This is a genomic window from Commensalibacter sp. M0355 (assembly GCF_016101365.1).
Lineage (GTDB): Bacteria > Pseudomonadota > Alphaproteobacteria > Acetobacterales > Acetobacteraceae > Commensalibacter > Commensalibacter melissae.
This window is the reverse complement of record NZ_JACFQQ010000001.1, coordinates 275,633-290,225: the sequence shown is the minus strand read 5'-3', so window position 1 is coordinate 290,225 and position 14,593 is coordinate 275,633. Positions and strand designations below refer to the sequence as shown.

At 36.9% G+C, this 14,593-nt stretch carries 15 protein-coding genes; 10 read left to right on the top strand and 5 right to left on the bottom strand.

The annotated features are described in order from the left end of the window. Nucleotides 1-52: 52 nt before the first annotated feature. From H3T44_RS01370 to tsaD, 3 genes are all read right to left on the bottom strand, one after another. On the bottom strand, nucleotides 53-541 hold the full coding sequence (locus H3T44_RS01370; protein WP_110438214.1) for a glutathione peroxidase: 489 nt from the start codon (nucleotides 539-541) through the stop codon (nucleotides 53-55). Nucleotides 542-628: 87 nt separating this feature from the next. Next, nucleotides 629-1,591, bottom strand: coding sequence for an NAD(P)H-dependent glycerol-3-phosphate dehydrogenase (locus tag H3T44_RS01365; RefSeq protein WP_198195675.1), 963 nt, complete (start codon nucleotides 1,589-1,591; stop codon nucleotides 629-631). Nucleotides 1,592-1,620: 29 nt separating this feature from the next. After that, on the bottom strand, nucleotides 1,621-2,721 hold the full coding sequence (tsaD, locus tag H3T44_RS01360) for a tRNA (adenosine(37)-N6)-threonylcarbamoyltransferase complex transferase subunit TsaD (protein WP_198195674.1): 1,101 nt from the start codon (nucleotides 2,719-2,721) through the stop codon (nucleotides 1,621-1,623). A gap of 58 nt (nucleotides 2,722-2,779) precedes the next feature. Between tsaD and hemC the strand changes: the two genes are divergently transcribed. Both hemC and H3T44_RS01350 read left to right on the top strand, forming a co-directional pair. Further along, nucleotides 2,780-3,850: a hydroxymethylbilane synthase gene (gene hemC / locus H3T44_RS01355; RefSeq protein ID WP_198195673.1), complete on the top strand. Its 1,071-nt coding sequence runs from the start codon at nucleotides 2,780-2,782 to the stop codon at nucleotides 3,848-3,850. Between the two features lie 2 nt (nucleotides 3,851-3,852). Beyond that, the gene (locus H3T44_RS01350; RefSeq protein ID WP_198195671.1) at nucleotides 3,853-4,584 is read left to right on the top strand and encodes a uroporphyrinogen-III synthase; all 732 of its coding nucleotides are present in this window, start codon (nucleotides 3,853-3,855) and stop codon (nucleotides 4,582-4,584) included. Nucleotides 4,585-4,598: 14 nt separating this feature from the next. Here the strand turns inward: H3T44_RS01350 and secB are convergent, their stop codons facing one another. After that, nucleotides 4,599-5,123 (bottom strand): protein-export chaperone SecB, encoded by a 525-nt coding sequence (gene secB, locus H3T44_RS01345; protein WP_155565623.1) that lies wholly within the window; start codon nucleotides 5,121-5,123, stop codon nucleotides 4,599-4,601. Nucleotides 5,124-5,348: 225 nt separating this feature from the next. Here secB and H3T44_RS01340 point away from each other — a divergent pair, with 225 nt between their 5' ends. From H3T44_RS01340 to H3T44_RS01320, 5 genes are all read left to right on the top strand, one after another. Further along, on the top strand, nucleotides 5,349-6,053 hold the full coding sequence (locus H3T44_RS01340) for a Tim44/TimA family putative adaptor protein (RefSeq protein WP_155566959.1): 705 nt from the start codon (nucleotides 5,349-5,351) through the stop codon (nucleotides 6,051-6,053). 16 nt (nucleotides 6,054-6,069) lie between these two features. After that, nucleotides 6,070-7,269, top strand: coding sequence for a murein transglycosylase A (locus H3T44_RS01335; protein ID WP_198195669.1), 1,200 nt, complete (start codon nucleotides 6,070-6,072; stop codon nucleotides 7,267-7,269). Nucleotides 7,270-7,315: 46 nt separating this feature from the next. After that, nucleotides 7,316-8,137 (top strand): site-specific DNA-methyltransferase, encoded by an 822-nt coding sequence (locus H3T44_RS01330; protein WP_370552721.1) that lies wholly within the window; start codon nucleotides 7,316-7,318, stop codon nucleotides 8,135-8,137. A 102-nt stretch (nucleotides 8,138-8,239) separates the two neighbouring features. Then, entirely contained in the window at nucleotides 8,240-9,658 is a 1,419-nt protein-coding gene (locus H3T44_RS01325; RefSeq protein WP_198195668.1) for a cytochrome-c peroxidase, read from the top strand. A gap of 219 nt (nucleotides 9,659-9,877) precedes the next feature. Then, nucleotides 9,878-10,366, top strand: coding sequence for a Smr/MutS family protein (locus H3T44_RS01320; RefSeq protein ID WP_198195667.1), 489 nt, complete (start codon nucleotides 9,878-9,880; stop codon nucleotides 10,364-10,366). A gap of 8 nt (nucleotides 10,367-10,374) precedes the next feature. Here the strand turns inward: H3T44_RS01320 and H3T44_RS01315 are convergent, their stop codons facing one another. Further along, entirely contained in the window at nucleotides 10,375-11,442 is a 1,068-nt protein-coding gene (locus H3T44_RS01315) for a hypothetical protein (RefSeq protein WP_198195665.1), read from the bottom strand. Nucleotides 11,443-11,622: 180 nt separating this feature from the next. On the opposite strand from H3T44_RS01315, the gene H3T44_RS01310 reads away from it, so the two are divergent. The 3 genes from H3T44_RS01310 to H3T44_RS01300 are packed head-to-tail and all read left to right on the top strand — an operon-like array spanning nucleotide 11,623 to nucleotide 14,558. Continuing rightward, a complete protein-coding gene (locus tag H3T44_RS01310) occupies nucleotides 11,623-12,864 on the top strand; it encodes a cytochrome b N-terminal domain-containing protein (RefSeq protein WP_198195663.1) in 1,242 nt (413 codons plus the stop codon). 16 nt (nucleotides 12,865-12,880) lie between these two features. After that, complete coding sequence (locus tag H3T44_RS01305; RefSeq protein WP_198195661.1) at nucleotides 12,881-13,678, top strand: cytochrome c1; 798 nt, start codon at nucleotides 12,881-12,883, stop codon at nucleotides 13,676-13,678. Further along, nucleotides 13,665-14,558, top strand: coding sequence for an S-methyl-5'-thioadenosine phosphorylase (locus H3T44_RS01300; protein ID WP_198195659.1), 894 nt, complete (start codon nucleotides 13,665-13,667; stop codon nucleotides 14,556-14,558). Before H3T44_RS01305 ends, H3T44_RS01300 begins: the two co-directional genes overlap by 14 nt. Nucleotides 14,559-14,593: the final 35 nt, after the last annotated feature.

Genomic DNA, 14,593 nt, shown 5'->3' with positions numbered 1-14,593 from the left:
TTACCAAGGTGGAGGTGTTTTATAAAACAATATTATTTAGTTATTATCAGATTTATAAATCATAGGCTACACGTTCAACCGCATTAATAAACCTCTTAGATGAAGGACGTGTTAAACATGAGTACCAAGATGACAACTTACCCTGACGGCTTATAATATATTTATAGAAATTCCATCTTGGTTTTGATATATATCCCCCTGCCTTATTCAGCCATTGAAAAAGTGGAATGGCCTGTTTTCCCTTTACATGGCTTTTTTGGGCCAGAATAAAATCAATATGATAACGCTTAAGACAAAAATTCCTGATTTCTTCATTTGTTTCAAACTCTTGATTGCCGAAATCACCGGAAGGAATGGCGATAATATTCAAATCCCAATTTCTAAAATAAAGCCATAAATCCTGTAAATCTTCATATTGAGGCGTAAATTTACAATGAGACGCGGTATTGATAATTAATAAAGGCTTACCCTGAAATTTACCAAGGTTAATACTTTCTCCTGTAGAAGAGGATATAGTTAAATCATAGAGTGATGTGGTCATTATATATGTTATGGATTCAGTTTCGTTGACAAGATTTTTAAAATTTTTTTTATTATATTAAATATTATTTCAAATATAAATGTTTATTTATTCGAAAGGAATGGGACGGGACATCAATCTTTCCTTTGCTTGATGAATGGTGATTTTATCACTTAATATGGCGGCGACTGTTTCAATAATTGGAACGTCAATATGATGGTTTTGCGCTCTTTTAAGCAAGGCGGGAGTGGTTGTAACTCCTTCTGTCACGACAGTTCTCTCCTTTAGGATGGCGTCAAGTTTTTTTCCATTACCTAGCTCGATTCCTAATGAATAGTTTCTAGATGACGTTCCCGTGCATGTCAAAATCATGTCTCCCAATCCAGCCAATCCTGATAATGTTATGGGAGATCCTCCCAATCCGAGACTAAGTCTCGAGAGTTCGCTAATACCACGGGTTATTAGCGAAGCACGGGCATTTTCCCCCAAACCGGCCCCAATTGCCGCTCCTGCGGCAATTGCAAATATGTTTTTTGCAGCACCACCAATTTGAACACCAATGGGATCATCATTTTTATAAAAACGAAAATTAAAAGTTGAAATTTCATCTGAGATTTCCTGGGCCATTTGTATGTTTTCAGACGCGATAACACTGGCTGTTGGTAAATTTGCTGCCACTTCGTGAGCAAAATTTGGGCCTGACAAAATGGCAATATTCTGTTTTGGCACAAATTCTTCAATTATTTCTGATGGAAATTTAAGGGTTTGCTGTTCTACACCTTTGCAGCAGACAATAATCGGACATTGTAAACTACTGATATTCGGTAGAATGGAGCGGATAAATTGAAGAGGTACTGCCAAAAAAATAAGATCGGCCCTCTTTGGAAATGAATTATGAACCTGAATATTATCTGGTAAAGGGAAATTTTTTAATCTTGAAAGTGTTTTTGTATTCGGATCGGGAAGCTCTTTTCTACTCCATAAATATACGTTGGCATTTGTACGAGCAACATGAATGGCAAGGGCTATTCCCCAAGCGCCGGCACCAATGACAGCAATTGATTTCTTCATGTTTTATAATCCTTCAAATAATAAAAGACTTAGAATTCAAAACGAGACTTCATTTCAGACAAAGGCCAACGTGGACGAGGTATCAAATCAATGTCGTTTGGAATAAAATTATTTGTAATGGTCTTTTTTAAAATTTCAATTGCTGCCCATCCAATCATAACTGCGTTATCCGTACAATAACGAATTGGAGGTGCTATAAATTCCATATTATATTGACTGGCAAGTCTCATTAGATGAAACTTTAAATATTGGTTGGCCGCAACCCCACCAGCTGTCGCAAGAATTTTGGTTTTAGGGGCCATTTGAATGGCATTCTCTAATCTGTTGATAATGGTATCCGTTATAGTTTTCTGGAAACTCGCCGCAATGTCAGCTGCCAAAGAGCGTGGCAAGCAAGATAAGTCCTTATAGGGTTCTAGTAAATTAGCCACTGCCGTTTTAAGTCCGGAAAATGAGAAGTCACATCCGTCACGGCCATATAAAGGATGAGGCATGATGAATGCATTTTCATTTCCCTCTTTTGCCAAGGCTTCAAGGGCTGGACCACCAGGCCAGGGAAGTCCAAGCATTTTTGCAACTTTATCAAAAGCCTCGCCAGCCGCATCATCAATAGTACCTCCCAAATGCTGATATTTACCGACATCGTCAACATAGATACATTGACAATGGCCACCTGATGTTAAAAATAATAGATAGGGAAATTCTATTTTCTTGCTTGAAATATCCGGTAAACGGACGGTAAGGGCATGAGCCTCGATGTGATTGATACCAATAAAGGGAATTTTTTTTGAAAGTGCCAGACCTTTTGCAAAACTGCTGCCAACAATCACCCCACCAATTAAACCGGGTCCGCAGGTTGCGGCAATGGCATCAATTTGACACCAAGAAACTTTTGCCTCATCCAACAATGAATTTACCAAAGAAGGAAGATGGTGCATATGAGCACGGGCAGCTATTTCTGGTACCACACCACCAAAATGAACATGTTCCTTTTGTGAATGAACCTTTTCTCCCAAAACCATTCCGTCCGAACGAATGATTGCGCATGCTGTATCATCACAAGAAGATTCAATAGCCAGAATTTTAAAGCAGTTATTTGTTTTTATACGTGTTTGGTGTATGGATATCATAATGAATATTTTTCTTTTAAAGAGAATATGAGCATAAATATAGATAAAGTATATTTTTATGGATATCAAAAACATAGTACATATTGCTTCAAATCCCAATTTACAACGGGTTGCCGCCAAGGCTGCGGAATTACAGAAAGCAAACTATATTAAAGCCCATGGAAAAAGAGGACTGCCCCTGCGAGTAGGAACCAGGGGTTCTCCTTTGGCCTTGGTCCAGACTCGCAATTTTCTCACATTATTGACACAATTCTGCCCTTTATTACGTCAGATTGGGGCGTTTCAGGAATTTCAGATTCATACTTCAGGAGATCGCATACAGGATCGACGTTTGGCTGAAATCGGTGGCAAGGGATTATTTGCCAAGGAAATTCATGAACAGCTGTTGGAAGGGAATATTGATTTTGCTGTCCATAGCCTTAAAGATCTAGAAACAGATCTGCCCAAAGGTCTTGTTTTGGCATGTACGCTAAAAAGACAAGATGCGAGGGATGCTTTAATTGTTAGAAGTGAATATCAACCCATTGATTCTAAAAATCCATTTGATGTTTTACCAAAAGGCGCGTTGATCGGGTCTTCTTCCGTACGACGCCAAGCTCAATTGCTGCATTATAGACCTGATTTGAAATTTGGATTGTTGAGGGGTAATATTCAGACACGTTTGGACAAAATTACCTCAAAACAATTTGATGCAACTCTTCTCGCTGCTGCAGGATTGCAAAGACTGGATATGGAACATCGAATTGATGTTTTGATTGATCCCTCAATTATGGTTCCAGCGGCTGGTCAAGGTATTGTTGGAATCACAGTTAGAGAAAAGGACACAGAATTGCTTGAGATGCTTTCGGCAATTGAAAATAGGGAGGCAAAGGCGGTATCCAGCGCTGAACGTGCCTTGCTGGCTGAGCTTGATGGATCTTGTCGAACACCAATTGGCGGGTATGCAAGGGTTGTTTCTTTTCCGGGTCAGGAAGAACGGTTGCATTTAACGGGATTGGTTGCAAGAGAAGACGGTTCTTTTTTAATCAAAAAAGATGTTATAGGAACCCTGGAAGAAGCTGAATTGATCGGTCATGAGTTAGGTAAACAATTGCGTAAAGATAGCCCGAATGATATTTTTGAGTCTTGAAATTGGGTGACAAGCAAAAAAATTATGTTGTAATAACTCGGCCAGAACCAGGGTTGAGTGAAACGATTTTAAAGGTTCAGAAATTGGGATGGAAAACATTAGCCTTACCCTTGATGAATGTTAATCAATTGTCTGTTGAATTTACCAATATTGATCAAATTCAGGCTATTTTGTTTACAAGTCGCCAAGCCATCATTTCTACGGTAAAATTATTTATTCGGCAAGATATAAAATATAGGGATATCCCTGTTTTTGCTGTTGGCGATATAACTGCGCATGATGCTAAAATTGCTGGTTTTGAAAAGGTTCAAAGTGCGCACAAAGATTCGAACGCTTTGAATGATTTAATTCAAAGGGAATTGTTTCCCAAACAAGGCGGTTTATTGTTTCCTGTAGGAAAAGGGCAGGGAAAACAATTGATTTCCAATTTACAAAATTCTGGTTTCAAAATGATTGTGGAAGAAGTGTACGAAACCAGACGAAAAGATTTTATACCTTTTTCTTTTATTGAGAAACTCAAACAGGGGGAAATTAATACAATTCTATTTTTCTCTTCGGAAACAGCCCAGTTTTTTAAGGATCTTCTATATGAAGAGTATAGATATTTGCTTAACCAAATTTATGCTATTGCAATAAGTGAAAAAGTGAAAAAGGTATTGGAGAATTTTCAGTGGAAAGGGATTGTCGTTGCGGATCATCCCTCTACTGAATTCATGCTTTATCTTATAAAGTGATAGCATGCTCAAAATTATGCATGACCTGCCTCGGTATGTGTTTGGGCTGCCTGTTGTTGTTTATTTTGCCATAAAGAAACAAAATCTATGGGTTGTAGAACAACGGGTGGAAACCCTCCATCTCGTGTAACTTCACTTATAATATTTCGTGCATAAGGGAAAATCAAACGAGGAACTTCGACAAGAAGAATGGGTTCAATCAATTCTTCTGGCGGATTATTCAGGGTTACAACAGCACAGTAGATAAGTTCCGCAATAAAAATTGTGCGACTGGCACCTTCATTTTGTTTTTGTGCCTCTACAGCGTCAATTTTAATTTTTAAACTGACCTCATAAACTCCGTTTTCATTTAATCGGTTGGCATTTGTGTCAATTGAAACCGATATTTGGGGAGCCTCTTGCAAACTTGCGAAAATGGCAGCTCCGTGAGGGACTTCAAATGAAAGATCTTTTGTAAACTGGATATTAAGGGTTAATGGAAGGGAAGGGGGTGTTCCTTCTGTTTGATTGCTCGATACCGTATTTGTTGAGTCAGTCATTATATTCTCTATATATTCTTAATTTAAAAATTTTTAAATTTTCATATAACATAAATTTTATCATTAAATAAAACGATTTATACTAATTAAACTTATAATAAAAAAACAAGAGGCAGTTTAAAAATTGAAATAATTAAATAAAATAATTTGTTTTTAATGTTTTAAATGATCATAAAAGAATATAGTAAATAACTTCAATATAGGTTCAAGTTAACAGGTTAAAAGATGGATTTTTCTGTAGGTGATATTCCCATAGATATTATAATATTTTCCTTGATAGCGATTTTTCTGATTCTCCGTTTGCGAAGCGTATTAGGGAAAAAAACTGGATTTGAGAAACATGAAGCCATTTCCTTGACAGTTAAAGCACCAGCTTTTTTATCAAATACAAAAAATAAACCCGTACAGCCAGCAGTAGCACCTGTACCCAAGGTTAATTATGAAATACCGGCTGCCAATAGTGAATTAGGACAGACTTTACAAAAAATTAGCGCGCTTGATTCAACTTTTGTTCCACAAAAATTTGTAGCAGGCACTGAAATAGTATTTCGTAAAATTCTAACCGCATTCGCTAATGCAGACTTAAATAGTCTTGGGTCAATGTTGACATCAGATGCCTATTCTTCATTTGAAAGGGCCATTAAAAAACGTCAAGAGGCACACGAAATTCAAAAAATTGAAATCAAAGCAATTTGTTCGATCGCTATAACAAAAGCTGAGATTAAATCTGAAGTTGATCCTAAAAAAGCATTGATTGAGGTTAAGATCATTTCCGATCAACTGAATTGTATATTTGATAAAAAGAAAGAACCTGTAGTTGGTACGGAATCTGTGACGGAATTTATTGATTTCTGGTTATTTGAACGTGTATTAGGAATGAATGGTCAGGATATTTCCTGGCGTTTAAAATCAACTCGTACAGGAACTTGAATTTAATAGGCTTGTTATGAAACGCTTTGTTCGTGCAATATCGATATCCCTTGGGATATGTCTGACCGCTTGTGTACAGGAAGGTCAGGAAAAACTGTCAGAATTCTATCCCGTTTCCTATCAGGTATTACAGGGATGGAATCAGGAAAACCACTCACAAATTTTGACAGTTTTTCGTCAGACCTGTAGGCAGATAAGAAAATTGCCATCTATCACTTATCTAGGGGGAGTCAGCGGTTTGCCAGGAAGTCAGACTAAGGATTGGATTCCAGTTTGTATTACTGCGGAACAGATTGATATCAAACAACCTCTACAAGTGAAAAACTTTTTTGAACAATGGCTGCAACCCTATCAATATTCCTATAGAATTCAAAAAGGAAAGGTGACAGGATATTATGAACCAGAAATTGAAGGGTCAACTGTAAAAACAGGCAATTATCAAGTACCTGTATATACACGTCCCAACGATCTGAAAGCGCGTAAAACTGTTGATGGTCAAATTCAGTATGGTCACATGCAGAATAATCAATTCATTCCCTACTACACACGTTCTGAAATTGACAGAGGGGCATTAAACGGTAAAAATCTTGAAATTGTATGGTTAAAAAATTCGGCAGATCTGTTTTTTATGCAAATTCAAGGATCAGGCCGGATTTTGTTACCGGACGGTAAAATTTTACGTCTGGCTTATGCCGGCAAGAATGGACAACCCTATACACCATTAGGAAAAATCCTTATTGACAAAGGATATATGAATTCTGATGCAATTAATATTTATTCATTGAGGACGTGGTTATTCAACCATCCTGATCAAGCACTCTCCCTGATGGAAGAAAATAAAAATTATGTTTTCTTTAAAATTTTAAATAATCAAATTCTTGATGAAGGACCAAAAGGTGCTTTTAATGTTAGTTTAAGTGCAGGCCGATCTGCTGCTGTTGATAAAAAATGGATACCGTTGGGTAGTCCTTTATGGATTGAAACCCAAATGCCTGAACCTGGACATCAGGATAAAAGGTCATGGAAACATATGGTCTTTGCCCATGACTTGGGCGGGGATATTCATGGAATGAACCGGCTGGACCTATTCACCGGATGGGGTAAGACCGCTGAATGGTATGCGGGGTTGATGAATGAAAAAGGAAAGATATATCTTTTGTTGCCCCGTCAGTTTTCCCATTCCAATCAGTCAGTTCCTGCATCAGTGAAGCAATAATCAAGTGAGATTTTAGGTGTCTTTACGTAAAAAGACCAAAGTTCAAATAAAACAGGAACTTTTATTACGTCCATATAGCTTCAGGGTTGATAGGCATACTATTATTAGGGGGGATTGTTTAACGGTTTTGCAAAAAATGAAAGACCGTTCCGTAGATGTTTTTATTACCTCTCCTCCATATAACCTTGGTATAGTCTATAGCGCTTATCAGGATAAAAAGGGAGAGGTAGAATATCTCGATTGGCTTGAAAAAATCTGTTTTGAAATTAAAAGAGTCATGAAGGATGATGCTTCGTTTTTTTTGAATATTGCCGGATCATCATCAAATCCTTGGTTGCCATTTGAACTGATTGTCCGATTGAGAAAAATTTTCATATTGCAAAATCACATAGAATGGGTGAAGTCTATTTCAATAGGTGAGGAAAGTTACGGTCATTTCAAACCTGTAGTCAGCAAACGATTTCTGCATCGCAATCATGAATATATATTCCATTTGACGAAAACTGGAATCGTGCAGTTAAATCGTCTCAATGTAGGGGTTCCATATAAGGATAAGTCCAATATTGCTAGACGATCTCATACGTATGATTTACGTTGTCGAGGTGATGTATGGTTTATTCCCTATGACACGATTAGAAAAAAATCGGAAAAATTCAATCATCCTGGAACTTTTCCAATTGCGTTGCCCCAAATGTGTCTAAGGTTGCATGGAAGAAAAAATCCAGTTGTAGTGGATCCGTTTATGGGTACGGGAACTACTTTATTGGCAGCCCATTATGAAGGGGGAAGGGCCATAGGAATGGATATTGATAAAAATTATGTAAAAATTGCCAAAGAAAGGTTGGAAAAAGCGATATTGACCAAATAAAAGATAAATTCTGATTTATTATTAATTCAAAACTTGATATTTTTTTTGAAATTCTAAAGATTTATAAAAATTCTAGGTTATGTATTGTTTGGAAAACAGTGGATGAAAAAACTTATTTTAATGCTTCTGGTGGTTTTTGCCATCGTTTATGGAGGGGTTGTTACGTATTTAACCCGTTATGATCATTCTACAGCTCCTAGTTTGTCAGATAGTTCACCATTGCGTCACGATAAAATGGCGATGGATGCTTTTAATGTTTTAAGGGAAGCCCGTTGTGATTACTGTCATACGCAAAAAGTGGATATGCCTTTCTATTTCAAGATACCTGTGGCAAATCAGTTGATGCAAAGTGATCGCACAAAGGGACTGGAAAATTTTCATCTTGAACCCGTTCTTGATGCGATGAATAAAGGCGAGCCAGTTGATAATGTTTCCCTGTCTCGTATAGAATTCGTAATGCAACGAAATCTTATGCCGCCATCACTGTATTTATTAATGCACTGGCATGCACGCCTTTCAGCTGAGCAACGGGATACCGTGATTAAATGGATCAAGCGTGAACGTAGACAAAGTTACGCAACATCAGGTGTGGCAGAACAATTTGCTGATGAACCCATTCAACCTATTCCTGAATCTTTAGATGTCGATGCCAAAAAGGTTGCCCTGGGAGAAAAACTGTTTTTCGAAAAACGTTTGTCTGGTGACAATACCCTTACCTGTGCTTCATGCCATGATCTGAAAAAGGGCGGGGTGGATAATCTTGTAACAGCAACCGGGATTAATGGTCAAAAAGGTCCTATCAATGTACCCACCGTATATAATTCTGTATTCAATCACACCCAGTTTTGGGACGGAAGAGCCAGCGATCTGATGGCACAGGCTGCAGGGCCCGTAATGAACCCGATTGAAATGGGATCAAAAAAATGGGAGGAAGTTGCTGACAAATTACGTAAAGACCCTTCATATGAAAAAGATTTCATGAATGTCTATAACAGCCCCGTAATTGATCAGAAAACAATAACAGAAGCGATTGCAGAATATGAAAAAACCTTGATTACGCCAGACAGTCCCTTTGATATGTATTTAAAGGGTATAGATAGTGCGATTAGTAAACGGGCTAAACATGGATATCAAGTTTTTAAGAATATCGGTTGCGCAAGTTGCCATAATGGAGTCGGTGTTGGTGGAGCATCTTTTGCCAAAATGGGATTGCAACGTGATTTTTTCCAGGATCGTCTAAACAAAGCTTTGACAAATGCGGATTTTGGCCGATTTAATTTTACACATAATCAAAATGATCGTTTCTTCTTTAAGATTCCCTTATTACGCAATATTGCCTTGACCGCGCCTTATTTTCACGATGGCAGTGCGAAAACTCTAAAAGAGGCTGTAATTGAAATGGTTAAATATCAAACTCCTGATCATCAAATTCCAGATCAGGATGTTGATGATATTGTAGAATTCCTGAAATCATTAACAGGAAAATATCAAGGTCAAGCCATTGATAAAATGAATCCATAATTTCAAGCTAGTTTATTTGTTTAACCTTTCACCTGTTAAAACGGGTGAAAGGTTTTTTTGTTGTGATAGGATAAGGGTAAATGAAAGAGGATTATTTTGAAAAAAAGACAGCTTAGTAAAGAGGAACGAATATTATGGGATAATTTTACATATTCAATTAAAAAATCTGCAAAACGGGATAAATTAATATATATAAAAAATGATCTTGATTCATTTTTCATGTCTCAAAAACAAACGAATAAAAATAATTTCAAACAGACGAACAATATTAAGAAAATAGTGCTGAATGAAAATTCCTTGTTCATACAGCATTATAAACTTTTTAAAGCTCATAAGAATCAATTAGATAATAAAAATGAATTTTTCATGGCAATTGGACAGAAACAACCCGGACTGGATAAAAATACCTGGAAGAAGTTTCAGAATGGCGAGTTAAAATCCCAATGGAGATTAGATTTACACGGTTTTACAGCACATCATGCATTTTTATCCTTGGAAAATTTTATTTTAAATGCCTATAGACAACAAATAAGATGTATCGAAATTATAACAGGTGTTGGAAATCTATCCCAAGGTGGTGGTATACTCAAAAGAGAATTACCTCATTGGTTAAATCGTCCTTATATACATTCAATGATACTTGCAACTTCCTATGTGTCCGCTACGAATAATGGAGCGGTTAGAATTCTACTGAAAAAAAGGCGTTAGAATTTTTTTCAATTTTCCCATTGGGAAATTTTCAATGATAACCAGCGTCTCAATGCCAAAGTTGCTGTAGCAGAGGGAATCAATTTTGAAAAATTATCAATTGTTTTTAAACTATTTTGAGTGACAATATTGTTGGCATGTACAATTGATTGAAAATAAGGATTATCAGTGATTTTTTCGAAATTCAAACGCCATTTTGTAACAAGCGCTGAAGGGGTCAGCATGGGCAAGAAAACGGCAAAATTAATTCTGGCTGCAAGGGCAAGGGTTTGCCATATTTCAAATAATGTGTTGCCTGTGCGATAATGGGGCAATTTCGTGTAGAGACTGGAAAAAGAAGGGCTATACGAGGATTCCTGATCAAATGAAAAAAAGATATGAAATCCCTCGGCCAACAATTTCGGCAGTTCTGCAAACCCCTCAGGGGAATCTATCTGTAATATATCTATTGTTCGGTTACGTAACGCTTCAATTCCAGTTGATAACGTTGTAATTCCGATTACGGGTTTAGTACTGATTTGTAAAAGTTCAATTCCCAATAATGTTGGAAGTTCTTTTCCAATAAGGGTGGAGACTCCAACTTTCATTGTTCTATTCTTTAAAAGATCAGGAATAGAGTTATGAAAAGGTTGTCTCGATATGACAATAATTGGAGTGATAGTTGAAAATACAGGTATCCAATGTTGATAATCAAAATGAACACGCGGATCAGCGGCCAAGGCTGCGATAATGGCAGATCCAGAAGTTATCAATGCGATCGAGCCGTCTTGGGTTAATCTTGTATCGAATAAATTTGATGCTGTTACACTATCATAACCAGTTGTGAATTGCAGAGATAACAAAGGGTTACTCTCGATATTCTGTTTAAATAAATCTACTAGTGTGCTGGAAAATTGACCTATTCGACTTTCTTTTGTACCACCCACTATAAGTGAATAGTCATCTTTACCATCTTTAGTAGGGTCAACCGTTGATAAAACTTCATTAGCCTTAATAGGCAACGAGGGTAGGGCTGTTGTCATACCTGTCAGTGATAAAAATTTAAGTAGATGTCGTCTGGATATCGATAAAGACATGAAGGATTGCTTTATAGAAAATTATTTTTTTAAGAGGAAAAAACAAGTAAATCATTAATAAAAAACATGACTGGTTTTATTTTACATGGAATTGTAGCAATATAAAGGCGAAATTGTTATTTATTATACTATTTATAATTTTTTAGAATTTGTATGCTTTTTATTGAGTAAGTTAATGGCATGGGTGATCTGAATTTATCCCAGAATGGGCAAAGAAAAAAAACTGTTAGGAACAAACAGTCTTTTAAATTATGGCTGGATAAACGTTTTCCCTTTTTTTCGGTGATTCAGAAAGAATACATTCAGTTTCCAATGCCTAAAAATTTGAATATTTGGTGGACATTTGGTGCTGTCTTAACTGTTATTTTATTCTTGATGTTACTGACGGGGATTTTTTTAACTTTATATTATACAGCTATGCCTTATCATGCTTTTCTATCAATAGAGATGATTGAAAGAAGGGTGCCAAGCGGCTGGTTAATTAGATCCATTCATATGGCAGGATCAAATTTGTTTCTGGCTTTTCTATATTTGCATTTGTTTAGGGGATTATATTACGGTTCTTATAAATCACCAAGAGAGCTGGTCTGGTGTTCGGGGATGATTTTGACAGTTTCTGTAATGATAACGGCTTTTGCTGGATATATATTGCCATGGGGGCAAATGTCTTACTGGGCTGCTAATGTAGTTATTCAAGCGATTTCATCCATTCCAATCATAGGACAAAATTTGTCCGGTTGGTTGATGGGTGGGGAAATACCAAACGCACTGACATTACATCGTTACTATACAATTCATTTTGTTATGGCGTTTGTAATCTGTTTTATCGTTTTTCTTCATATCATTTGCATGCATCATGTAAAATCCAATAATCCTGAAGGAATCGATATTACATCAAAAAAGAATGTTCTTCCTTTCTTTCCTTATTTTGTGACAAAAGATGGGCTGGTTCTAGGCGTTTCCGGATTAATAATGGTTATTTTGATTTTTTTTGAACCAGGGTTGTTGACAAATAGTGAAAATTATATTCCAGCCAATCCATTGGAAACCCCAGCGTCCATTGCTCCAGAATGGTATTTCCTACCTTTTTACGGAATTTTACAAATAATACCATATAAATTTGGGGGAATGGCTTTATCAGCAGGAACGATTTTTCTTCTATTCTTGGTTCCGTGGCTGGACTCATCACCTGTTAAATCGGCACGATACAGACCTATTTACCGTATATCATTGATTATTTTGGTTATTGCTTTCGTAATGTTGGGTATTGTAGGAAAATTTCATACATTTAACTCACTTATATGGTTGGGACGCCTTTCATTATTGTATTATTATTGCCATTTTTTAGTGATTTTACCTTTATCGGCCCGTTTTGAAATTGGATGTAAATTACATGATTCTTCATTATGTGATAATAAATAGGACGCGATTTATGGGCATGGTTAAGAAGATTGTTCTAGGTTTTTTCTTAAATATCCTGATTTTTATAACGGCAATAATGACAATCTGGGCAACGGATAAAAATCAATTAATTAAAAATCATGAAATTACTTTACCACATTATGAGTGGAGCTTTAACGGTTCATTAGGATATTTTGACAATGCGAGTGTGCAAAGGGGTTATCAGGTTTATAGACAAAAATGTGCCTCATGTCACTCCATCAATGTGATGCGTTATGCTGATTTGCAGCAAATGGGATTGACTCTTGAGCATATTGATAAAATTGCCCATAGGGAGCAGGTCATGGATGGCAAGGATAATCAAGGGCAGGATTATTACCGTCCAGCCAATGTAACTGATTATTTAAAAAAACCGTACTTTAATGATAATATTGCAAAAACAGCCAATAACGGTAAAATACCGCCGGATTTTTCACGTTACATGATGATCAGAAAAAACGGGGCCAATTATGTGATGGCTCTATTATTGGGTTATAAAACTGCACCATCAGGTTTTCATTTTGACAATAAAGCCTCATATTATAATCTTTATGCACCGCATCACCAGATAGGGATGAAACCTCCTTTGACTGATGGAGATATTCATTATGAAGATGGCACGCCAGCAACTGTTGAACAACAAGCAAAAGATGTTGTCATTTTTCTGAATTGGGCTGCACATCCCCATTTGACAGAACGTCATCGTATGGGAATAATGTTTTTCCTTTATATGATTTTTATCGTTATTCTTGTATTTCTTATTAATCGTAAAGTGTGGTCAAATGTCAATAAATAGTCATACTCATGATAAGCCAGTCATTGGGGTTATCGGTGGTTCGGGATTATATAATATTTCAGGTTTGAGTGATCAACAGTGGGTGGAAGTTGATACGCCCTGGGGCAAGCCATCCGATCAGTTATTAAAAGGCACACTTGATGGTGTTTCCTGTGTATTCTTACCGAGACATGGTCGGGGCCATGTATATTCCCCAACAGATGTGAATTATCGGGCGAATATTGCAGCGATGAAAAAACTAGGTGTTACGGATCTTGTTTCTGTTTCTGCTGTCGGTTCCCTGAAAGAGGAATTGTCCCCAGGTACATTTGTTGTTGTGGATCAATTAATTGACCGTTCACGTTTACGAACCAAAAGTTTTTTTGAAAAGGGATTGGTTGCCCATGTATCTCTGGCTGATCCATTTTGTCCTAAATTGAGTCAGATGCTGTATGAACAGGCAAAACAATTAGAAATCAAAGTTGTCAAGGGGGGAACCTATCTTGTTATGGAAGGCCCCCAGTTTTCAACACGGGCGGAAAGTCAGCTTTATCGTTCATGGGGTGCATCGGTTATTGGTATGACCAATATGCCAGAGGCAGCTTTGGCGCGAGAGGCAGAAATCTGTTATGCGACAATTGCTATGGTTACCGATTATGATTGTTGGCATGAGGAACATGATGCGGTTAGCGTTGAAGCTGTTGTCGGAATACTGAAGCAAAATGCCAGACATGCTAGCTCTTTGGTTGAGAAATTTATTCCAGCTTTAGGGAAAAGACCTCAGGGAAACAGTGAATGTCAATGTAAACATGCCCTGGATTATGCATTGATAACGGCACCGGAAAAACGTGATCCTGTTTTGGTTGAACGTTTAAAAACGATTGCTGGTCGGGTTTTATAATTTCATTTTTGAATCTACTCTGATCAATTTTTATA